Origin of the sequence: Massilia eurypsychrophila, assembly GCF_002760655.1 — a bacterium.
GTDB lineage: Bacteria > Pseudomonadota > Gammaproteobacteria > Burkholderiales > Burkholderiaceae_D > JAFCUW01.
In genome coordinates, this window is the sequence record NZ_PDOC01000015.1 from 45,144 (window position 1) to 66,092 (window position 20,949).

General features: G+C 64.1%; 20 protein-coding genes. 11 read left to right on the forward strand and 9 right to left on the reverse strand.

The window, feature by feature from the left end:
* Window position 1: 1 nt before the first annotated feature.
* From CR105_RS19800 to CR105_RS19815, 6 genes are all read right to left on the reverse strand, one after another.
* On the reverse strand, window positions 2-1,069 hold the full coding sequence (locus CR105_RS19800) for a sensor histidine kinase (protein ID WP_099791374.1): 1,068 nt from the start codon (window positions 1,067-1,069) through the stop codon (window positions 2-4).
* Complete coding sequence (locus CR105_RS19805; protein WP_099791376.1) at window positions 1,069-1,776, reverse strand: LiaI-LiaF-like domain-containing protein; 708 nt, start codon at window positions 1,774-1,776, stop codon at window positions 1,069-1,071. The genes CR105_RS19800 and CR105_RS19805 overlap by 1 nt, the downstream gene beginning before the upstream one ends.
* Complete coding sequence (locus CR105_RS19810; protein WP_229414027.1) at window positions 1,766-2,272, reverse strand: LiaI-LiaF-like domain-containing protein; 507 nt, start codon at window positions 2,270-2,272, stop codon at window positions 1,766-1,768. Before CR105_RS19810 ends, CR105_RS19805 begins: the two co-directional genes overlap by 11 nt.
* Window positions 2,273-2,338: 66 nt before the next feature.
* Entirely contained in the window at window positions 2,339-2,512 is a 174-nt protein-coding gene (locus tag CR105_RS28420; protein ID WP_180288244.1) for a hypothetical protein, read from the reverse strand.
* 112 nt (window positions 2,513-2,624) lie between these two features.
* Window positions 2,625-2,783 carry a hypothetical protein gene (locus tag CR105_RS28425; RefSeq protein ID WP_180288245.1) on the reverse strand — a complete coding sequence of 53 codons (159 nt, stop codon included), beginning with the start codon at window positions 2,781-2,783 and terminating at the stop codon, window positions 2,625-2,627.
* Window positions 2,784-3,157: 374 nt separating this feature from the next.
* Entirely contained in the window at window positions 3,158-6,130 is a 2,973-nt protein-coding gene (locus CR105_RS19815) for a TonB-dependent receptor (RefSeq protein ID WP_229414028.1), read from the reverse strand.
* A 328-nt stretch (window positions 6,131-6,458) separates the two neighbouring features.
* Between CR105_RS19815 and CR105_RS19820 the strand changes: the two genes are divergently transcribed.
* The gene (locus tag CR105_RS19820) at window positions 6,459-7,346 is read left to right on the forward strand and encodes an N-acetylmuramoyl-L-alanine amidase-like domain-containing protein (protein WP_229414029.1); all 888 of its coding nucleotides are present in this window, start codon (window positions 6,459-6,461) and stop codon (window positions 7,344-7,346) included.
* A gap of 18 nt (window positions 7,347-7,364) precedes the next feature.
* Here the strand turns inward: CR105_RS19820 and CR105_RS19825 are convergent, their stop codons facing one another.
* A complete protein-coding gene (locus CR105_RS19825) occupies window positions 7,365-7,643 on the reverse strand; it encodes a hypothetical protein (protein ID WP_099791380.1) in 279 nt (92 codons plus the stop codon).
* Complete coding sequence (locus CR105_RS19830) at window positions 7,634-8,008, reverse strand: hypothetical protein (RefSeq protein ID WP_099791382.1); 375 nt, start codon at window positions 8,006-8,008, stop codon at window positions 7,634-7,636. Before CR105_RS19830 ends, CR105_RS19825 begins: the two co-directional genes overlap by 10 nt.
* A gap of 625 nt (window positions 8,009-8,633) precedes the next feature.
* Here CR105_RS19830 and CR105_RS19835 point away from each other — a divergent pair.
* From CR105_RS19835 to CR105_RS19880, 10 genes are all read left to right on the forward strand, one after another.
* Window positions 8,634-10,550: a polysaccharide biosynthesis protein gene (locus tag CR105_RS19835; protein WP_229414030.1), complete on the forward strand. Its 1,917-nt coding sequence runs from the start codon at window positions 8,634-8,636 to the stop codon at window positions 10,548-10,550.
* Window positions 10,551-10,658: 108 nt separating this feature from the next.
* Complete coding sequence (locus CR105_RS19840; protein WP_099791386.1) at window positions 10,659-11,987, forward strand: nucleotide sugar dehydrogenase; 1,329 nt, start codon at window positions 10,659-10,661, stop codon at window positions 11,985-11,987.
* 19 nt (window positions 11,988-12,006) lie between these two features.
* The gene (locus tag CR105_RS19845) at window positions 12,007-13,068 is read left to right on the forward strand and encodes a Gfo/Idh/MocA family protein (RefSeq protein ID WP_099791388.1); all 1,062 of its coding nucleotides are present in this window, start codon (window positions 12,007-12,009) and stop codon (window positions 13,066-13,068) included.
* Between the two features lies 1 nt (window position 13,069).
* On the forward strand, window positions 13,070-13,678 hold the full coding sequence (locus tag CR105_RS19850; protein WP_099791390.1) for an acyltransferase: 609 nt from the start codon (window positions 13,070-13,072) through the stop codon (window positions 13,676-13,678).
* A 43-nt stretch (window positions 13,679-13,721) separates the two neighbouring features.
* Window positions 13,722-14,858, forward strand: coding sequence for a DegT/DnrJ/EryC1/StrS family aminotransferase (locus CR105_RS19855; protein WP_099791392.1), 1,137 nt, complete (start codon window positions 13,722-13,724; stop codon window positions 14,856-14,858).
* A complete protein-coding gene (locus tag CR105_RS19860) occupies window positions 14,855-16,006 on the forward strand; it encodes a glycosyltransferase family 4 protein (protein WP_229414031.1) in 1,152 nt (383 codons plus the stop codon). Before CR105_RS19855 ends, CR105_RS19860 begins: the two co-directional genes overlap by 4 nt.
* On the forward strand, window positions 15,978-16,673 hold the full coding sequence (locus CR105_RS19865; RefSeq protein WP_099791394.1) for a hypothetical protein: 696 nt from the start codon (window positions 15,978-15,980) through the stop codon (window positions 16,671-16,673). Before CR105_RS19860 ends, CR105_RS19865 begins: the two co-directional genes overlap by 29 nt.
* Window positions 16,670-17,449, forward strand: coding sequence for a polysaccharide deacetylase family protein (locus CR105_RS19870; RefSeq protein WP_099791396.1), 780 nt, complete (start codon window positions 16,670-16,672; stop codon window positions 17,447-17,449). Before CR105_RS19865 ends, CR105_RS19870 begins: the two co-directional genes overlap by 4 nt.
* Entirely contained in the window at window positions 17,449-18,558 is a 1,110-nt protein-coding gene (gene wecB, locus CR105_RS19875) for a non-hydrolyzing UDP-N-acetylglucosamine 2-epimerase (protein WP_099791398.1), read from the forward strand. Before CR105_RS19870 ends, wecB begins: the two co-directional genes overlap by 1 nt.
* A gap of 135 nt (window positions 18,559-18,693) precedes the next feature.
* The gene (locus CR105_RS19880) at window positions 18,694-20,193 is read left to right on the forward strand and encodes a Rieske 2Fe-2S domain-containing protein (protein WP_099791400.1); all 1,500 of its coding nucleotides are present in this window, start codon (window positions 18,694-18,696) and stop codon (window positions 20,191-20,193) included.
* A gap of 24 nt (window positions 20,194-20,217) precedes the next feature.
* On the opposite strand, the gene CR105_RS19885 is transcribed toward CR105_RS19880, so the two are convergent.
* Window positions 20,218-20,928, reverse strand: coding sequence for a class I SAM-dependent methyltransferase (locus CR105_RS19885; protein WP_099791402.1), 711 nt, complete (start codon window positions 20,926-20,928; stop codon window positions 20,218-20,220).
* Between the last annotated feature and the right edge of the window lie 21 nt (window positions 20,929-20,949).

Sequence of the window (20,949 nt, forward strand, 5' to 3'; positions counted from 1 at the left end):
CTCACGCTCCCTGGCTTTCGGCTGGCAGCGTCAGCTCCACCCTGAACAGATTCTCGCGCCGCGACCAGTGCACCGCGGCCTGCTCGCCATACGCCCCCGCCAGGCGCTGGCGCACGTTGGCAAGGCCGATGCCGTGCCGCGTCGCCGCCGGCAGGTCCGCATCGACGTCGTTCTCCACTGCCAGGCGCAACATCGCGCCGGCGCGCGTGGCGATGATCCGCACGGCCCCGCCTTCGGTCAGATTGCCGATGCCGTGCTTGACCGCGTTCTCGACCAGCGGCTGCAGGATCATCGGCGGCAGCAGGCAGGCCAGCGCCTCGCCCGACACCTGCTGCTGTACGGTCAGGCGCTCGCCGAAGCGCACCTGCTCGATGGCCAGGAAATCGAGCGCCATGGTCAGCTCCGCCGCGAGCGTGACCTTGCGGTGCGCTTCCAGTCCCAGGCTGTGGCGAAAAAATTCCGCCAGCTGCAGTGTCATCGCGCGGGCGCCGGCCGGATTGCTCGACGTGAGCGCGCTGATCGAATTGAGACTATTGAACAGAAAATGCGGATCGATCTGCGTGCGCAGCATGCGCAGCTCGGCGTCCTGCGCCGCCACCTGCGCTTCGAGTTCACGCCGCTCCGACTGGCGCGCCCGCGCCAGTTCGATCGCCAGGTAGTTCCCCAGCGCTGCCAGGCCATACAGCACCACGCCGAGCGCGAACATCAGCACCTTCATCGACGTGGTCATCTCGACCCCGGCCCATTCCTGCCCGCTCGACTGCAGCAGCGCGTTCCACGCGTTGCCAAGGCCGGTCCAGCCGGCCGACGCCATCAGCGCGCTGACGCAGAACACCGCCAGTATCGACAGCCCGCTCTGCTTTTCCAGCGGCCAGGCGCGGCACATGTAATACGCCGAGAAACTGCAGCCGACCGCATACAGCAGCAGCAGCGGGACCGCGAACAGCACGCTGTTGATCCAGCCGGCGCCGGCCGTGCTGGCCACCAGCGCCGACAACATCAGCGCCAGCAGCAGCCAGCCCGATACGTACAGTAGCGTGCCACGCCGGCCGAAGAACGGTCCCTGCATCAGTTGCGCACTTCGACGCCGCCCATGATGGCGTAGCCGCGGATAATCAGGCGCTTGCTGTTGTCCGGCGGCGGCACGGTCTTCTCGGTAAAGCCGCCCATGATTGGCGTGCCGTGCAGGACGACGGTCCAGTCAGGCGGACACTTGATGGTGATCCCGCCCCACATCACGAACACGTTGATCACCGCCTCGGTCTGGATATGGGCGCCACGCATGTCGAGCGCGCAGCCGCCCATGATCGCGGTCACTTCGCCGCCCCTGAAATCCTGGCTGTGGATGCGCCGCTCGAAGCCGCCGAGGATGGCGGTGGCGTTGATCGAGTCGTCCAGCTGCAGCGCCTGGCCCTTCAGCGACGAGCCGACCAGGCGCCGGCTGCTGACCGCGCGGTACAGCACCGAGGCGCCCAGCGCGATCAGAATGAGCGGCCACATCGCGCGCCACGAGAAGTAGATGATGCCCAGCCGGTGCAGCACAATCAGCACGCCGACGAGAATCAGGCCGCTCCCGAGGATGTAGCCGTCCGAGCTGTTGGAGTCGAACAGCTTGAACACGCCGACCATGATCAGCACCATCGGCCAGAACTGCAGCGAACGGCGGAAGTCCCAGATGTTCAGGTTGTCGGCGAGGAACAGCAGCCCCATGCCGATGACCAGGATGCCGAGAATCACTTGGCGCGACATGCTCTTGCTATGGACTTCATTTTTCATGGCTGGACTCCTTGTTCGGTGCATTGACGGCAAAACGCTCGCGGATGAATGGCCTCAACACCAGCGTGATGCCCCACGCGATGATAAGGTATGGCCAGCTGTTGCGAAACGTCATCCCGAACATGTGCTCGAAATTGGCGAACAGCCAGATGCCGATGAAACAGATCCACAAGCCGCTGGTGAAGTCCTGCGCGGTGGGATAGCCGATCATCTTGTTAATGCCGATCACGATCAAAATCAGCGGCCAATAATGCCATAAGTCATGGATGTCCAGGATATCGAGCTGGTCAAGCAGCAGCGCGCCGCCGAGGCCAATCAGCAGCAGCCCCCACATCAGCTGCTTGCGCCAGTAGTAAGAATTTTTGTCGTTCACGGTCGCCTCCTGATAAGAACAGCGCCACGATACCGCGCCCGCATCGGCGGCGACAGCGGTTTTCGGTGAATGGCGGCTGGCAACCGGCGAATGGCGCGCGCGTCGGCCAGTGCCGCCATACATATAGGAGGTGCGGACGCAAAAAAGCCCACACCGTTGCCGGTGTGGGCTGATCGACAGCGAAAACGATCAGGCTGGCGGCAGCGACATTTCCATCGGCTGATTGCGTACCTGGTTGTGATACTTGGCTTTGGCGACGGCTTGCTTGATCAGCTCGCGTGCCTTGTTGGTGCGCTTGATGTCTTTCTTTTCCTGCTTGCCGCGCTGTTGGGCTTCGTCTTTGTTTCCGATTCGCTTGGTCATGGGTAGCTCTCCTGAGTTGATTACTTGTTGTGTAATAATTTTGACATCATGCTGCTTGCCTGCTGTTCCGCACATAGGACGGCACGACGCGACCGTGTAGGAATCGAGGAAGTCAGCTGCGCGTGGTGACGACCTTGAAATCGGCCATCAGCATGCCCCATCCCAGCTGGCGGCGGATTTCTTCCGGGGTCGGTGGCGGTTTCGAATCGCGCGCACGGCGCGCCAGGTATTCACGAACGACATGCTTCGGTGGATGGGTGGTGGTGGGCATGAAATCTCCTGCGTTAGGTCCGTTGCAAACGCTTGCGCGGGTCGAAAAATTCTGGTGCCGATCCTTGAGGCGACCGGCTAACCTGCTGAGGTGTTCGTCTCCTTCTGATGCTGCCGAAAAGGTGCGTCACTCACACAGCTGCATCTTAAGCGCGCCTGATTGGCGCTACCGTACGCTGGCGCACGTTCGCCACATTTTCGATCACACGTCTGTCCCGCAGCCGCTGCACCCCAAGTTCCGGTGTCAGGTCTGACATTCGGACATTTCGTTCCAAAATGTCCGAATGTCAGACCTAACACCGGTTCTTCTGACACCGGTTCTTCGAAAACAAAAAAGGGAGCCGCAGCTCCCCTCTTCTACTGAGGATCTACCGATCAGAACTTGTACTTCAGGTTCAGGTAGAACTGACGGCCGCTGACGTCGAGCTTTTGCGGCTCTTCCTCGCTGTAGCGATACTGCGCGCGGCGTGTGTTGAGCAGGTTGGTCGCATCCAGCGCCAGCACCAGGTTCTTGCTGAGGTTGTAGTTCACCGAGAACGCCAGGGTCGAGACGCCGGCGGCGATCGTTGGCGCCGTTGGCATCGCCACGCCGTTGATCACCGACAGACCCTGGCTGTTGGCGGTCGGCGCCGGCGCCGTGCTGCTGTTGACGTATTCGCCACGGTAGTTGTAGACCAGGCGCGCGCTCATGTTGTCGTTTTCGAAGTAACCGCCGACGTTGGCTGCCCACTCGGAAGCGCCAACCATCGGACGGCCGTCGTCCACTTTCGTCTTCGCTTTGCTGACGTTGGTCTGCACGCCGAAGCCGCCCCACACCGGCTGCTCGAACGCCAGTTCGATGCCGCTGATCTTGGCGCCCTGCTGGCTCGATGTGTTGACGAAGAACGGCTTGACGGTCTGGTCGCGCGGGTCGACCAGGTCGACCGTGATCTGCGACGCGGTGCCGGTCTTGACATAGCCATCGATTTTCGAATGGAAGACGTTGACCGATACCAGCGAGCGCGGCTTGAAGTACCAGGCCCACGCCAGGTCGACGTTATCCGACAGCAGCGGCCGCAGGTTCGGGTTCGGACCGGTGACGGTGCAACCGTTGGCAACGCAGGTCGGCGTGCCGTAACCGGTGCCGAGCACGTTGTAGTTCTGGCGGCCGATGGTGCGGCTGGCGCCGAAACGCACGATCATGTCCTTATCCATCTCGTAGCGCAGGTTCAGACTCGGCAGCACGTTGGTGAAGCTGCGGCTGGTCGGCGTCTTGTAGTACAGCACGCCGCCGTTCGGATTGAACGCCACATTGTCCAGGTAGGACGCGCCGTCGCCGGCGGTGGTGATAGCGGTCGGGTACGCTGCGCACGGCACCGCCGGCTTGCCTGGCTCGGTCCGCTGGCACCGGCCCGCCGGAATCGGCGTCGAAATGTCGGCGTCGACTTGGGTGCGCACGAAACGCAGGCCGACGTTGCCCGACCACTTGTCGGCGTCAAGGTTGGCCATCACGTAGGCGGCGCTCTGGCGCTCGCGCATGTCGATCTCGCTGGCGACGCGGCGCTCGAACTCCGGCGTGGTGGTCTTGGTGATGGCGGCGATGTAAGCCTTCAGCGTTTCCGGCGCGTACGTGAAGCCCGTGTTGTCCCAGTTGCCGTCGCCCAGGCCGTCGCCGAAGTTATCCGGGTACGGCATGATGCCTGACGTTGGCGCCGGCGGCAGGCCACCGCGCTGTGCCGGATTGTAGCGGCCGCTCTTGCGCTTGTGGTCGGAGTAGCGCACGCCCGATTCGATCGACTGCAGGAAGCCCTTGTCGAGCTTGTACTCGGCGTCGAACTGCAGGCTCGCCTCGCGGTCGACCGTCTTGATGCCGGACGCCGCGAGCCCGACCAGCCGGTAGCCGCTGCCGTCCGCGTTCAGGCCAGGCGTGTTGCTGCCGGCGCCGAAGTACTGCGAATCAGGCGGGTTGTCGAGTCCGTTGAGGCCGTAGTGGATGCCGGTGCCGTAGCGGGCGAACGTCATGCCCTGGTCGAGCTTGGTCTTGCCTTCGCCGCGGGTGACGCTGGCCAGGCCCTTGACGGTCAGCTCGCTGTTGACGCGGTACTTGGCGTCGAGATCGAGGAACGAGCTGGTGGCGTTGGCGCCGTCGCGGTAAAAGCCTTCCGAGTTGCCGATGTATTGCGGGGCGGTGCCGGCCGGGTAGACGATGTCGGCGCTTTTCAGCACTTTCAGCGGGTAGCCGTAGATCGACGTTTCATTGACGATGACCGGGTTGCGGATCTGGGCGAACACCTGCTGGCCGCCCGGCAGGCCGGTCGCCGACGTGTTGGCGGCGATGGCGGTGACGCCGCCGACCGGATCGTTCTTACCGAGCAGCATGCTGTACATCGCGCCCGACGTCAGGCGGCCGTGGTTGTTGGCATCCATCGACGAGTAAAAGCCGGTGGCGCTGATGTCGAGGTCCTTGTTCGGCTTGAACTGGACCGACATCATGCCGCCTTTGCGGGCGCGCTCGCCTTCGACAAATTCGGACGACATCGAACCTGGCATGCGCACGCCGTTCAGGTCGGCCGCCTTCAGGCCGGTGCCGGCCAGCGATTCGTCGGTGATGCCTTTCATCGTGGTGGTGTTGATGACGTCCCAGCCGCTGCTGGCGCCGTAGGCGAAGCGCGACGTCGAATCACGCCGGCTGTAGCGCTTTTCCTTGAAGCCCTGGACGATGATGCCCATCGTGCCGGCGTCGTTCTGCCAGGTGGCGTTGGCGTTCAGGTCAGGGGTAATCTTGTCGGGCAGCTGGGCATACGCGGCGCCGATGCTGATCGCGCCACTGAATTTTTCCTTCTGCGACAGCGGCTTGCGCGTCGTCACGTTGATGGTGCCGGCCAGGCCGCCGTCGGCGATGTTCGCCTGCGACGTCTTGTACACGATCGCCTGGTTCAGCACCGACGACGGCATCAGCGACAGGCTGGTGCTGCGGCTGCTCGAACCCTGGTCGGCAACGTACCAGTCGCCGCCGCTGACGGTGTGGCCGTTAAACAGGATCAGCGACATGTCGGGATTGGTGCCGCGCATCGACACTTTTTCCGCTTCGTCGTAGTCGGTACGCACGGCAACGCCGGCCAGGCGCTGCAGCGAGTCGGCCAGGTTCTTGTCGGGCATCTTGCCGACGTCTTCGGCCGTGATGACCTCGACGTTGGCACTCGAATTTTTCTTCACGTTCAGCGACTTCGCCAGCGACGCCCGGATACCGGTCACTTCCACCGTCTGCATCTGGGGTGTGTCCTGTGCTTGCGCCAGGGCCGGCATCGCGGCCAGGCTCAATAGCGCCATCGACACGGCTGCTGCCACCGGCTTCTGTTGAAAGATCATGTTGGGGTCTCCTGATAAACGTTGTTGTGGTAATCGGCGTAGTATTGACGATCGACATTTGGATGAATAATGACTTTGAGTGCTGAAGCCATAACTTCATGGAATATTGGCAATTAATTGGGCAGCCGGACTGGTCCGCGCGATTGAAATTTCGCTTTGCAAAGCAAAGCCGAACAGGTAGCGTGGAGCTTTCTCCATCACAACTATCTCCATGCGACTCGCTTCCCTGCTGTTTATCGCTGCCCTCGGCGGCTGCGCCACAGCGCCTCTGCCCTCCCCTGTGCCGGCACCAGTGCCGGCGCCGCTTCCCGCCCCTGTAGCGGCACCTGTGGCAGCACCTGCCGCCGCGCCGGCGCCGGCGCCACTGGCGCTCGAGTCCCTGCTGCAAAAGCCGATTTACCAGATGACGCCGGCCGAGGCCGGACGCTACATCCAGCACATGCACCAGGCCGAGCCTGACCTGCGCAAGCGCATCGCCGCGATCGGCCGGCAGAACATCGGCCAGCCCTACAAGTTGAATTTGCTGGGGGAGTTTCCGTATCAATTACACGACAGTTTGCCGATGTTCAGCCTCACCGAGAGCGACTGCGTGGTGTTTGCCGAGCATACCTACGCGATGGCGCTGAGCCGGTCGTGGGAAGAATTCTTCTGGATGTTGCAGCGCATCCGCTACAAGGACGGCGTGGTCGGAGTCGCCTCGCGCAACCACTACACCGAAGTCGACTGGAACATCAACAACAACTGGCTGCTGACCGACGTCAGCGCCGTGCTGGGCGGCGCCACCGGCCCGTCGTACGCGCTGACGGTCGACCGCGCGCGTTTCCTCAAGACGCGCCACCAGACCGACAGCACGCTGCCGGTGCAGATCAGCCGCGAGTTCTTTGTGCCGGCCGACCAGGTCAACCTTGCCGTCGCGCAGCTGCGCGACGGCGACCTCGTCAACGTCATCTCGACCCGCAAGGGCGAGTTCTGGGCGTCCCACGTCGGCCTGGTCGTCGTCGGCGCCGATGGCCGCCGCAATTTCCTCAACTCGGCCGAGCCGCAGGTGCGCGAAGAATCGTTCGATGCCTTCGTGGCCCGTACCCGCGCGCGCGAACAGCGCAACGCCGGCGCCGGCCGCACGGGCCAGCAACTGGCCGGCTTCAAGTTCCTGCGCCTGAACGACAACATCGTCGTGCCGCCGGCGCTGCCGCAACCGCGCCCGGGCGCGCTCTAGCAGCACTTTCACCACCCTTCAATCCTGGCGCCACACCAGGCACGCGCGCCGGGTCCATTCGATGCGCTCGGCCAGCCCGGTGTCGCCGTTGTTGATGCGGCGCGTCACCGCGCGCACATCGTCCTGGTCGGCCAGCGCATTGCACCCCTTCGCCGCCCACGCTGCGGCGGCTACCGCCAGGCACCAGTCGGCGCCTGCCACCGATTCCGGTTCCACTTCGAAGTCAGGCGTGTCGGCGTGGCGCCGCCGCAGCTGCTGCGTCGCCTCGGCGTAATTGTCCCGCCCGGTCAGCTGCAACAGCCCGCGACCGCGGTACACATAGCCATCGCCGGGACCGGTATTGCCCATGCGCCCGCCATACACGGCGTCAGCCGCTGCGGCCGGTGCGCATACAGCGCCGGGTCGAGCGGCCCCTTCGGCCGGAAGCGCAGCGGCCACACCACCACCAGCCGCGCGGCGCTGTAATCGAGATCTTCAGTCAGTCGTAAATAGGCGCCCGTCTCATGCAAGGTCTGCGCCACGAAGTGCGCCACCCGCAATGGCGTAGCGGAAATGCCGTAGCGGTCCAGCACCGCCTGGCCATTGCTGAACGCAGCGCGATACGGGGCACTGATGCCCGGCGCCAGCGTCTCGACCTGGTCGATGGATACCGCGACTTTCATGGCAGCCTCCTGCGTGCTGGCAGCGTTAGCTTATTGACAATTTCAGCGGCGTGCCACCGCCTACCTCAATAGTTCGCCCAAAACCTCGCGGCGGCTCAGTGAAACCTGCAAAAAGATGCGGAACTGCCGGGCTGCGGTGGTGCTCCAACCTATGTGACTCAACGTTTTGCGATGACGGCCGGGAGCAACGGTTTTTGCGCTTTACCAGCGGAATGATTTTTCTCAAGTTATCAAATTTTTAACGTCACTTTTGTCACAAGCAAATAATTTAATCAGGGAATACTTGCGCGAAGTTATTAAGATACCATTCGCCACTTTTTCGGCTGGTCAGCCGTTGAGCATTATCAATTCGACTACGATAAACCGCCACGATAATAAACTTACGCTTCGAACAGACCTCTAAAGCGCGCCGATTTTGGCTAATGACGGTTTATTGGGAAATAACTTCGGTCTGTATTAATTGCGCACGGCATGACTATATTAATGACGAAGCAGCGGATGCCAATTGCGATAACAGCAGAATAAACAGGAATTATTTTCTTAATAACCTCAGAGAAGCAGCAAACCGCCCATGTCCATGCCAAAACTTCCAACTGTGCGTCAATTGTGTTCCCGGATGGTGTCGATGCACCGTACGACCAAGATCGCCATCATGCTCGCGGTGGACCTGCTCGCCCTGCCGTTCTGCATCCTGGTCGCCATGCTGCTGCGCGTGGGCGACCTCAGCCTGGCGGTGCATTACGGGCCGCTGTCCTATCTGCTGGTGGCGCTGGTCACCATCGCCGCCTTCTCGATGTCCGACCTGTACCGGGCCGTCATCCGCTTCATCGACCAGCGCATGCTGGCCGTCACCGGTCTGACCCTGGGCCTGGCGGTCACCTGCGTGTATGTCGTGCTGTTTGCCATCAACGACGAAAAATTCCCCCGCAGCGTGCTGGCAATCTACTGGTTCATCGTCTTTTCGTATGTCGTCGCCTCCCGCATCACGGTGCGCAACTTCCTGCGCAACCACATGAACCGCGGTCCGGCCGGCGACGCCGTGGCGATCTACGGCGCCGGCGAGTCCGGCGCCCAGCTGGCGCTGACCATGCGCACCAGCAATGAATACCGCCCGGTCTGCTTCTTCGACGAGAAGCACGTCCTCAACGAACGCACCATCGCCGGGCTGCGCGTGTTCCACACCGACCGACTGGTCGAGATGGTCAGCGCCCTCAACATCCGCTCGGTGGTCATCGCGATCCCGTCGGTGTCGCCGGCACGGCTGCGCGACATCATGCAGCGCCTGGCCGAAGCCGGCGTGACGACCAAGATCCTCAGCCGCCTGATGGACCTGGCCGACGACAGCATCGGCGCCCCCGAAGCGATCCGCGCGCTCAAGTTCGAAGACCTGCTGGGGCGCGCGCCGGTGCCGCCGCGGGTCGAGCTGTTTGCCCGCTGCGTGCACGGCCGCGCGGTGCTGGTGACCGGCGCCGGCGGCTCCATCGGCAGCGAGCTGTGCCGCCAGATCGTCACCCTCGCCCCGCGCACTTTGCACCTGCTCGACCACTCCGAATTCGCGCTGTATACCATCAAGCAGGAGCTGCTGGGCAGCCATCCGGAGGTGCGCATCGAAGCGCACCTGGGCTCGGTCTGCAACGCCGGCCTGGTCGAACGCGTCCTGCAAGAAGGCAAGATCGAGACGATCTACCACGCCGCCGCCTACAAGCATGTGCCGCTGGTCGAGGCGAATATCGTCGAGGGGCTGCGCAACAACGTGCTCGGCGCCCAGGTCATCGCCAACGCCGCCGAACGCTTCCAGGTCGACACCTGCGTGCTCATCTCCAGCGACAAGGCGGTGCGTCCGACCAACATCATGGGCGCCAGCAAGCGCATCGCCGAACTGATCTTCCAGGCCGCCGCCACCCGCTTCGCCCCACGCACGACCTTTTGCATGGTGCGCTTTGGCAACGTCCTCGGCTCGTCCGGGTCGGTCATTCCGCTGTTCCAGCGCCAGATCGCCCACGGCGGGCCGCTGACGATCACCGATCCGGACGTATCGCGCTATTTCATGCTGATCGCCGAAGCGGCCCAGCTGGTGATCCAGGCCGGCGCCATGGCCGAAGGCGGCGACGTGTTTGTGCTGGACATGGGCGAACCGGTGCGCATTGTCGACCTCGCCCGCACGATGATCGTCATGTCCGGCCTGACCGAAAAGACGCCGCACAATCCGGAAGGCGATATTGAAATCAAATATGTCGGTTTATTCCCGGGCGAAAAACTGCATGAGGAATTATTAACTGACGGGAAAGTATTCCCCAGCGAACATCCGCGCATCATGCGCATGAAAGAAAGCGCACTGCGTCCCGGCATATTGGAAACCTATATTACCTGCCTGATGATGGCATGCGATACCAACGACCGCGCCATGATCGAATCGATGGTCAAGGCGATCGTCAGCGAATACACCCCGCAATGCCAGCCGCAGCCGGTGCCCGCCGTCGCGCCAGGGCCGGTACTGGTACGCCCGCACCTGCTGAAACGCCTGACGTCGTTCCGCATCTAGCGCTCGTCGCATTTCAACGATTTTGTTTGTTTTCGAGTTTGTACCGAGTTGGTTGTTTCGAGTTTGTCTTAAAACCGGCATTTCCGCACACCACGAAAGGCGAATAACATGCGCGACAAATTATTCTCAGGCCACTTGAAACAGCTGATTGCGAAGTTCACGGACCGCAGCGCGGTCATCGGCATCATCGGCCTCGGCTATGTTGGCCTGCCGCTGACCTTGCGCTATGCCGACGTCGGCTTCCGGGTGCTGGGAATCGATATCGACGCCGCCAAGGTCGACAAGCTCAACGCCGGCGCCAGCTACATCGAGCACATCGGCGCGGCGCAGATTGCGCGCGCCCGCGCCCACGGCTTCGAGGCGACCACCGACTTTGCGCGCGTCGGCGAAGCGGACGCGCTGATCATCTGCGTGCCGACCCCGCTTAACGCCTACCGCGAGCCCGATCTGTCGTTCGTGCTCGGCACCACCGACGCGCTGCTGCCGTACATGCGCGAAGGCCAGCTGGTCTCGCTCGAAAGCACCACCTACCCCGGCACCACCGAGGAAGAACTGCGCCCGCGCCTCGAGTCGCGCGGCTTTACCGTCGGCGACAACGTGTTCCTGGTGTTCTCGCCCGAGCGCGAAGACCCCGGCAACCAGCGCTTCGAAACGCGCACCATTCCGAAGGTGTGCGGCGGCAGCACCCCGGCGTGCCTGCAGGCCGGCCTGGCGCTGTACGGGCCGGCGATCGACCGCGTGGTGCCGGTCAGCTCGACGCGCGCCGCCGAACTGACCAAGCTGCTCGAAAACATCCACCGCGCCGTCAACATCGGCCTGGTCAACGAGATGAAGATCATCGCCGACAAGATGGACATCGACATCCACGAAGTGATCCGCGCCGCCGCCACCAAGCCGTTCGGCTTTACCGCCTACTATCCGGGACCGGGGCTGGGCGGCCACTGCATCCCGATCGACCCGTTCTACCTGACCTGGAAGGCGCGCCAGTACGGCCTGCACACCCGCTTCATCGAGCTGGCCGGCGAAATCAACAGCGACATGCCGCACTGGGTAATCGGCAAGCTGGCCGACGCCCTCAACGAGCGATCGCTGTCGATCAAGGGCAGCCGGGTGCTGGTGCTGGGCATCGCCTACAAGCAGGACGTCGAGGACATGCGCGAGTCGCCCTCGGTCGAACTGATGGAAATCCTGCGCGACAAGGGCGCCGCGGTCGACTATTCCGACCCGCACGTGCCGACCTTCCCGCCGATGCGCGAGCACCAGTTCGACCTCGCCAGCGTCGAGCTGACGGCCGCGTCGATCGCCTCCTACGACGTGGTGCTGCTGGCCACCAGCCACAAGGCCTTCGATTACCACCTGATCCAGCAGCATGCCCGCCTGATCGTCGACACGCGCGGCGTGTACCTCGAGCGCCTGCCCAACGTCGTCAAAGCCTGATCAACCGGAAGGAACCACCATGCGCAACTTCGCTCCCGCCATCCTTGACCGCAAGATCCGCTTCGCCCTGGTCGGCTGCGGCCGCATCGCCAACAACCATTTCGCCGCCATCGCCCAGCACAAGGACCGCTGCGAGCTCGTCGGCGTGTGCGACATCGACCCGCGCCGCCGCGAGGAAGCGGCCGGCAACACCGACACCCGGCCGTACGCCACCCTGGCCGACATGCTGGCCAACTGCGAGGCCGACGCCTTCATCATCTGCACGCCGTCCGGCCTGCATCCGGAACAGGCGGTGCAGATTGCCCGCGCCGGGCGCCACGTGATCACCGAAAAGCCGATGGCCACCCGCTGGGAAGACGGCAAGCGCATGGTCGGCGCCTGCGACGCGGCCGGCGTGCGCATGTTCGTCGTCAAGCAGAACCGCCGCAACGCCACCTTGCAGCTGCTCAAGAGCGCGGTCGAGAAAAAGCGCTTCGGCCGCATCTACATGGTCAACCTGAACGTGTTCTGGACCCGCCCCGACGAGTACTACAACAGCGCCAGCTGGCGCGGCACCTGGGAATACGACGGCGGCGCCTTCATGAACCAGGCCAGCCACTACGTCGACCTGATCGACTGGATCATCGGCCCGGTGGAAAGCCTGCAGGCCTACACCGCCACCCTGGCGCGCGACATCGAGGTCGAGGACACGGGCGTGCTCAGCATCCGCTGGCGCAACGGCGCGCTCGGCTCGATGAACGTGACGATGCTGACCTACCCGCGCAACCTGGAAGGCTCGATCACCATCCTCGGCGAAACGGGCACCGTGAAAATCGGCGGCGTCGCCGTCAACGAGGTGCAGCAGTGGGAGTTCGCCAAGCCGGACCCGGACGACCTGAAGGTGCAGGACGCCAGCTACCAGACCACGTCGGTGTACGGCTTCGGCCACCCGATGTACTACGACAACGTCATCAAGGTACTGCGCGGCGAGGCCGAGCCGGAAACGGACGGCCGCGAAGGACTCAAGTCGCTCGAAGTGCTGGTGGCGGCCTACATGTCGGCGCGCGACGGCAAGCGCGTGGCGCTGCCGCTGGAGTACTGAAATGACCCAGGCCATCCACCCCAGCGCGATCGTCGACGCCGGCGCCGTCCTCGGCAGCGGCACCCGGGTCTGGCATTTCGCCCACGTCTGCGCCGGCGCGCGCATCGGCGCGCGCTGCTCGCTCGGCCAGAACGTCTTCGTCGGCAACGACGTGCGCATCGGCGACAACGTCAAGATCCAGAACAACGTCTCCGTGTACGACGCCGTCACAATCGAGGATGACGTCTTCTGCGGCCCGAGCATGGTGTTTACCAACGTCTACAACCCGCGCGCGACGGTGGCGCGCAAGGATGAATACCGCCCGACGCTGGTGCGCCGCGGCGCCACCCTCGGCGCCAACTGCACCATCGTCTGCGGCGTGACGATCGGCAGCCATGCCTTTATCGGCGCCGGCGCCGTCGTCAACCGCGACGTGCCCGACTTTGCCCTGATGGCCGGGGTGCCGGCACGCCGGGTCGGCTGGATCAGCCGCTTCGGCGAACGGCTGGCGCTGCGCGAAGGCGGCCATGCGCGCTGCCCGCACACGGGCGAACTGTACACGCTGGAAGGCGGCGTCTGCCGTCTCGAGCAAGCCAGTGCGCCGGCCACGCGCGCGCTGGCGGCAAGCTGAATCAACCCCGGCCGGCCAGGCCAGATGAACTATTAGGATAGCCATGGAATTTATCGACCTCAAAGCGCAATACCAGGCCTCCCGCGAGCTGATCAACGGCCGCATCCAGGCCGTGCTCGACCACGGGCAATACATCATGGGCCCCGAAGTGGCCGAACTGGAAGGCCGGCTGGCCGCCTACACCGGCGCCGCCCACTGCATCACGGTTGCCTCCGGCACGGAAGCGCTGATCATCTCGCTGATGGCGCTCGGCATCGCCCCCGGCGACGAAGTGATCACGACGCCGTTCTCGTTCATCGCCACCGCCGAGGCCATCGTGCTGCTCGGCGCAAAGCCGGTGTTCGCCGACATCGACGTTGCCACCTGCAACCTCGATCCGACCCTGATCGAGGCGAAAATCACGCCGCGTACCAAGGCGATCATGCCGGTGTCGCTGTACGGCCAGGCCGCCGACATGGTCGCCATCAACGCCATTGCCACGCGCCACAAGCTGCCGGTCATCGAAGACGCCGCGCAAAGCTTCGGCTCGGTGTACCGCGGCAAGCGCAGCTGCAACCTGTCGACCATCGGCTGCACCAGCTTCTTTCCCAGCAAGCCGCTTGGCTGCTACGGCGACGGCGGCGCCATCTTCACCAGCGACGACGAGCTGGCCCAGGCGATGCGCGAGATCCGCGTGCACGGCCAGTCGCGCCGCTACGTGCATACCCGCATCGGCGTTGGCGGGCGCATGGACACGCTGCAATGCGCGATCGTGCTGGCCAAGCTCGAACGCTTCGAGTGGGAACTGGTGCAGCGCAATCAGGTGGCCGCCGCCTACGACGCGCTGCTGTCCGGACGCTGCGGCCTGGTGTCGCGCCGGCGCGACCGCAGCAGCGCCTTTGCCCAGTACACCGTGGTGCTCGAACAGCGCGAACGGGTGCAGGCGGCGCTGCACGCGGCGCACATTCCCACCGCGGTGCACTACCCGGTACCGATGCACCTGCAGCCGGCCTACGCCCACCTGTGCGCGGCCGACCAGTGTCCGGTCGCCGAGCGGATGGCGGCGCGCGTGATGAGCCTGCCGATGGGACCTTACCTGTCGCAGCTCGACGTGCGCGAAGTCGCCGCCACCTTGCTCAAGGAGGTCGACGGCATCGAAGAAGAAGCGGCCCACCGCATCCCGGCCGCCAACGCAGCATGAGCGACGGAAGCGTCTCGATGTGCAGGATTGCCCACCTGACCTCGGTGCACCGGCGTAACGACACGCGCATCTTCCTGAAGCAGTGTCGCACGCTTGCCGCGCACGGCTACGCGGTGACGCTGGTCGTAGCCGACGGCCAGGGCGACGCCTTTCGCGATGGCGTCGCCATCGTCGATGTCGGCAGCAGCGCCGGCCGCCTGCAGCGCATGGTCGGCACCACCGCCCGCGTGTTCGCCCGCGCCGTCGCGCTCGACGCCGATGTCTATCACCTGCACGATCCGGAACTGATTCCGGCCGGACTGCGCCTGAAGCGGCTCGGCAAGACGGTCATCTTCGACGCGCACGAGGATGTCTCGGCCCAGCTGCTCTCCAAGCCTTACCTCGGCCCGCTGTCGCGGCGCGCGCTGTCGACGGCGTTCGGGCTGTACCAGCGTTTCGCCTGCGCCCGCTTCGACGGCATCGTTGCGGCCACCCCGCTGATCCGCGACAAGTTCCTGCCCATCAATGCCTGCACTGTCGAAGTGGCCAACTATCCGATGCCGGCCGAGTTCGACGCCACCGCGCGCTGGGCCGACAAGGCCGACGAAGTGTGCTACGTCGGCGGCATCGAGGCGATCCGCGGCATCCGTGAACTGGTGCGCGCCTGCGCGTTGCTGCATTCGCCGGCGCGGCTGTCGCTGGCCGGCCAGTTTTCCGAGCCGGCGCTGGAAGCGGAGGTGCGCAGCTACCCCGGCTGGCAGCGCGTCGACGCCCATGGCATGCTCGAGCGCGCCGGCGTGCGCCAGGTGATGACGCGGGCCATCGCCGGCCTGGTCACCTTGCACCCGGTGGTCAACTATCTCGACTCCATGCCGGTCAAGATGTTCGAGTACATGGCGTCGGGCATTCCGGTGATTGCCTCGCGCTTCCCGCTGTTTCGCGATATCGTCGAAGGCGCCCGCTGCGGCCTGTGCGTCGATCCGAACGACCCGCGCGAAATCGCCGCCGCCATCGATTTTCTGATGGCCAATCCAGGCATCGCACGAACGATGGGCGCGAACGGGCGCAAAGCGGTGCTGGAGAAATACAACTGGCCGGCACAAGCGGCCAGGCTGACCGATTTTTACGGAGCAATCACCCATGCCAAACAAACTGTCGCGCCTTGTTGATTTGTGCAGGTCCATTGCCCGCATGCCGGTGGCGCGGATGGAATTTCGGCGCGAATTGAACCCGCCGCATGTCGAGCGCATCTATCGTCATTTCACCAAGCGCCACCCGAAATACAAGATCATCCCGAACAAGTCGCTCGGCGCCGCGCTGGTCGACCTGTCGCTGTACCGTAGCCGCGACCATTACCTCGATACCTTCAAGGGGCGCAACTCGGCCGCACAGCACGCCCGCAAGGCCAAGAGCAAGGGCTACATCATCGTCGAGATCGACCGCAACCGCTTCATCGATGAAATCCATGAAATCAACACTTCGGTCGAGCTCCGGCAGGGACAGAAAATGGACCCGGGCTATCTGCAAAAGCAGACCTATTACAACGCCGAGAAAAACTTCAAGTACTACGGTGCCCTCAGCGCCACCGGCAAGCTGATGGCCTACGGCGAACTTGGCTTCTACGGCAACTTCGCTTCCTTTAACCGCATCATCGGCGTACGCAACAACGACGGCATCATGCACCTGCTGATGACCGAAATCATCGGCGGCCTGATCGACGACGGCGGCTTCAACTACCTGATGTACGACACCTACTTCGGTGCCAGCCCTGGTCTGCAAACGTTCAAGACCATGCTCGGCTTCGTCCCACATCGTGCCAAATACACCCTGCAATGAAAACTTTCTCGAACCGGCTGTACAGCGACTACCTGATGCCCTCGCGCATGACCACGCACGAGGACCTGATCCGCGCGGCCCAGGTCGCCGGCTACACGCAAACGTCGGTGCGCGACTTCGTCGCCACCTTGCGCGGCGGCCGCGATCCGCAGCATAAGGTACTGATCCACCGCCACGACATCGACACCGACCTGCGCACGGCCAGGAAGCTGTTCGATCTGGAGAAAAAATACCATATCCAGTCGAGCTTCTACTTCCGTCTGTCGACGATGGACATCCGCCTGATGCGCGAGATCGAAGAGTACGGCAGCGAGGCCAGCTACCACTACGAGGAACTGGCGACCTTTGCCAAGCGCAACAAGATCAAGGACCGCGCCGACATCCAGCGCCGCATGCCGGAGATCCGCGACGAATTCGTCCGCAATTTCGAGTGGATCGAACAGCGCCTGGGCCGCAAGCTGACGACCGTCGCCAGCCACGGCGACTTCGCCAACCGCCAGCTCAAGCTCAACAACACCGAAGTGCTGGCCGATCAGGCCTTGCGCGCGCGCTGCGGCATCGAATGCGAAACCTACGACCAGATCCTGACCGACCACACCGACATCTATATATCGGACCGTCCGCCGCCGCAGTACTACCATCCGGTGACGCCGATCGATGCGCTGCGGCGCCATCGCCGCATCTATCTGCTGACCCATCCGCGCCAGTGCGAAACCAACTGGAGCGCCAATACCAAGGACAACCTGCACCGCTTTTATGAAGGCCTGACATGGTAATGACTCGAAAGAAAATCGTCACCGTCATCGGCGCGCGCCCCCAGTTCATCAAGGCCAGCGCGGTGTCGGCAATCATCGCCGCCTCGGGCGCGCTCGACGAAGTCGTCGTCCATACCGGCCAGCACTTCGACGCCAACATGTCCGACGTGTTCTTCGCCGAACTGGGCATGGCCGCGCCGGCCCACCACTGCGACGTCCACGGCGGCGGCCACGGCGACATGACCGGACGCATGCTGATCGAGATCGAAAAAGTGCTGCTGGCCGAGCGACCGGACGCGGTGATGGTGTACGGCGACACCAATTCAACCTTGGCCGGCGCGCTGGCGGCCATCAAGCTGCATGTTCCGGTCGCCCACGTCGAAGCCGGCATGCGCTCGTTCAACATGGATTCGCCGGAAGAGATCAACCGCTTGCTGACCGACCGGGTCGCGCAATGGCTGTTCACCCCGAACCAGGCGTCCGGCGCCCACCTGCTGCGCGAAGGCACCGCTCCGGCCAGGATTCACCAGGTCGGCGACGTGATGTATGACGTTGCGTTGCTGCATGGTTCACGGGTCGGTGCGCAAGGCGGCATGCTGGGACAACTCGGCGCCGCGTTCGGCATCGAGCCGGGCAAATATGTGCTGGCAACGATCCATCGGGCCGAGAACACCGACCATCCGGCGCGGCTGACGGCCATCGTCGACGCGCTCGCCGCGCTGGCGAAGGACATTCCGGTGGTGTTGCCGCTGCACCCGCGCACCCGCGGCGTGCTGGCGCGCGAAGGCAAGCTCGCCGCACTGGAGCGGGCGGTGGTGCTGGTCGAGCCGCTCGGCTACCTCGACATGGTGCAAATGGAAAAGCACGCCGCGCTGATCGCCACCGATTCCGGCGGGGTGCAGAAGGAAGCCTTCTTCTACCGCGTGCCGTGCGTGACCTTGCGCGACGAAACCGAGTGGGGCGAACTGGTCGAGGCCGGATGGAACCGGGTGGCGCCGCCGCGGGACGCGACGGACCTGCTCGCTGCCCTGCGCGCCAGCCTCGGCACCGCCGGCAAGGAGGTGGCGCCGTACGGCGACGGCGAAGCGGCGGCGCGCATCGTGCAACGCCTGGTGGCCGACCTGGCGTGACGGGGTCGGCGTTGTGCTATATCAAGCTGCGCCGGCAGCGCGCGGCGGCCCTTATCGGCCATCAAGCGCGCGTCGCACTTTGCAGACTAGCCTGTAAAGCGGCTTTTTCCCTGAAACAATTTTCCCGGTGCTGAGATGAACACAGACTTCACATTCTGGGGGCACAACTGCTTCCTCGTCGAAACCGACAGCGAGGCCTTGCTGATCGATCCATGGCTGAACGACAGCGGCGCCTTCTTCGGCAGCTGGCATCAGTGGCCGCCGAACGGCCACCTGCGCGAGGCGGTGCGCAAGCGCTGCGCCGAAAAATCGCTGCGCATCTACCTGACCCACGAGCACCAGGATCACTTCGACCAGGACACGCTGCGCCTGTTCGCCGGACATCCGGACTGCACCGTGCATATTCCGGCCTACAAGGACAAGTTCCTGCGCGACGCCCTGCTCGGCCTGCATCTGCGCACCGTCGAAATGGATGAGAGCGCCGAGGCCGGCGCGCAGATTCGCTTTCGCCTGTTCATTGACGACAGCGGCATCAACCACGACAGCGCCATTTTCGTCCGTGCGCCGGATTTCACTTTCTTCAACCAGAACGACTGCAAGCTGTTCGACCGCATGCCGATGCTGCACAAAGCGCTGGGCCAGGTCGACTATTACAGCGTGCAGTTCTCCGGCGCCAACTGGCACCCGGCCTGCTTCGACCTGCCAGAGGAGCAACGGCGCCAGCTGGCCCGCAAGAAGGTGCTCAGCAAGCTGCGCAATGTGCTCGGCGGCATCAAGACACTGGCGCCGCGCTTTTTCATTCCCGCCGCCGGCCCGGCCTTCTTTCCCTTCCTCGACCCGGCATTAAATAGCGGCGTCGGCAACATCTTCGTGCACCAGGACGAACTCGACAAATACCTGGTGCAAAACGGCATCCACAACACGCTGTACCTGCGCCCCGGCGAACGGGTCGGCGAGGATACATCGCACGCGCCAGTGACCTGCCCGACCGCCGACCAGCTCAGGCTGTACCGGGCATCGCACCGGAATAGCTGGGACGAAATCGACGACACGTTTGCGAAAGAGCGCTTCGAGCAGGTCTTGCAGCGCCGTCTGGCCGCCATCAAGTCGATCGCCCTGCCCGCCGGCACGCCGACACTCGCCTTCAACTGGGGGCCGGGGGACGATGACTGGCTGCAGGTCGACCTGGCGGCCAACGCCATCGTGCACGCGCCAACGCCACCGGCGCCATGCGAGATCGTCAAGGCAAGCACCAAGTATTTTTCGCTGATGTGCGGCAACGAGCGCTGGCAGGATATCGCCCTGAGCCTGCAGGCCAGCGTGCAGCGCATTCCCGACGTCTACAACACGATCGCCAACATCTTCCTGTTTGCCGACGAATCGAACCTGGCCGAGTCGCTGGTGCAGAACCTGAACCTGCCGACCGAGCGCATCGCCATCGCCCACCAGGGCCAGCGCTACGAGATCAACCGTTATTGCCCGCACCAGGGCGGCGACCTGGCCTACGCCAGCATCGACGACGACATGAACGTGGTCTGTCCGCGCCATAGCTGGCGCTTCGACCTCGGCTGCGAAGGCATGTGCAAGACATCCGGCATGAGCATCAACGCGGTCCGGCTCGACAAGACGGACTGAGCACGCCAGCCTGGCCCAGGAGCGTTACCCGGGCTTCCTGGCCATCAAGAGGAAATGCGAGCGCAGCGGCGGCAGCATTGCCGCCAGCAACTCTGTGGCCAGATACGGCGCGCCCGCCAGGCGCCGCGCAATCGGCGGCGCCAGCAGCAAAGTGCGGTAGTGGGTCTGCTGCGCCGGCCAGTAGTCGCGCAGCTCGTGGTGCGTCACCTTGCGCACGTTCGGGTTGCGCGGGTTGTTATAGCGAAAATCGAACACCATGCACCAGCCACCCGGCTTGACCGCGCGCCACATGTCGGCCGCCAGGCCGCGCCGCAGTTGCGGGTCGAGGATCGACGAAAACACCGTCTCCGCCGTCGCCAGGTCGAGGCTGCCCGGCGCGGCGCAGTCAAGCCCGCCCAGGTGCCATTCGACGCCGGCGGCGGTGTGGCGGCGCGCATGGTCGAGCCGGTCCTGCAGGAATTCTGTGCCGGTCAGCTTGGCCGGGTCGGCGCCCCAGGCAATCAGCTGGCGCAGGAAGGCGCCGGTGCCGCAGCCGACGTCGAGGATGCGCGCGCTCGACAGATCGGTGCCGAGCGCGCCGGCCAGCAGCGGCGCCAGCGTGCGCGAGCGTGCCGCCAGCTGCTGCAGGATTTCCGGCCGGTGCCACGCATACTGGGTCTTCGCCGCGCCGGCGGTCCACCGCTGATAGACGCTGCGGATTCGTTCCTGCTCGACTTGGTGTTTGCTCGCTTCCATGCATGATCCCTGGAGAAGTGG

What these genes read in the sequence shown, in the direction of transcription:
- CR105_RS19800 (WP_099791374.1), bottom strand. Translation starts at nt 1,069, where the DNA reads ATGCAGGGACCGTTCTTCGGCCGGCGTGGCACGCTACTGTACGTATCG.
- CR105_RS19805 (WP_099791376.1), bottom strand. Translation starts at nt 1,776, where the DNA reads ATGAAAAATGAAGTCCATAGCAAGAGCATGTCGCGCCAAGTGATTCTC.
- CR105_RS19810 (WP_229414027.1), bottom strand. Translation starts at nt 2,272, where the DNA reads ATGTATGGCGGCACTGGCCGACGCGCGCGCCATTCGCCGGTTGCCAGC.
- CR105_RS28420 (WP_180288244.1), bottom strand. Translation starts at nt 2,512, where the DNA reads ATGACCAAGCGAATCGGAAACAAAGACGAAGCCCAACAGCGCGGCAAG.
- CR105_RS28425 (WP_180288245.1), bottom strand. Translation starts at nt 2,783, where the DNA reads ATGCCCACCACCACCCATCCACCGAAGCATGTCGTTCGTGAATACCTG.
- CR105_RS19815 (WP_229414028.1), bottom strand. Translation starts at nt 6,130, where the DNA reads ATGATCTTTCAACAGAAGCCGGTGGCAGCAGCCGTGTCGATGGCGCTA.
- CR105_RS19830 (WP_099791382.1), bottom strand. Translation starts at nt 8,008, where the DNA reads ATGAAAGTCGCGGTATCCATCGACCAGGTCGAGACGCTGGCGCCGGGC.
- CR105_RS19835 (WP_229414030.1), top strand. Translation starts at nt 8,634, where the DNA reads ATGCACCGTACGACCAAGATCGCCATCATGCTCGCGGTGGACCTGCTC.
- CR105_RS19840 (WP_099791386.1), top strand. Translation starts at nt 10,659, where the DNA reads ATGCGCGACAAATTATTCTCAGGCCACTTGAAACAGCTGATTGCGAAG.
- CR105_RS19845 (WP_099791388.1), top strand. Translation starts at nt 12,007, where the DNA reads ATGCGCAACTTCGCTCCCGCCATCCTTGACCGCAAGATCCGCTTCGCC.
- CR105_RS19850 (WP_099791390.1), top strand. Translation starts at nt 13,070, where the DNA reads ATGACCCAGGCCATCCACCCCAGCGCGATCGTCGACGCCGGCGCCGTC.
- CR105_RS19855 (WP_099791392.1), top strand. Translation starts at nt 13,722, where the DNA reads ATGGAATTTATCGACCTCAAAGCGCAATACCAGGCCTCCCGCGAGCTG.
- CR105_RS19860 (WP_229414031.1), top strand. Translation starts at nt 14,855, where the DNA reads ATGAGCGACGGAAGCGTCTCGATGTGCAGGATTGCCCACCTGACCTCG.
- CR105_RS19865 (WP_099791394.1), top strand. Translation starts at nt 15,978, where the DNA reads ATGCCAAACAAACTGTCGCGCCTTGTTGATTTGTGCAGGTCCATTGCC.
- CR105_RS19870 (WP_099791396.1), top strand. Translation starts at nt 16,670, where the DNA reads ATGAAAACTTTCTCGAACCGGCTGTACAGCGACTACCTGATGCCCTCG.
- wecB (WP_099791398.1), top strand. Translation starts at nt 17,449, where the DNA reads ATGACTCGAAAGAAAATCGTCACCGTCATCGGCGCGCGCCCCCAGTTC.
- CR105_RS19880 (WP_099791400.1), top strand. Translation starts at nt 18,694, where the DNA reads ATGAACACAGACTTCACATTCTGGGGGCACAACTGCTTCCTCGTCGAA.
- CR105_RS19885 (WP_099791402.1), bottom strand. Translation starts at nt 20,928, where the DNA reads ATGGAAGCGAGCAAACACCAAGTCGAGCAGGAACGAATCCGCAGCGTC.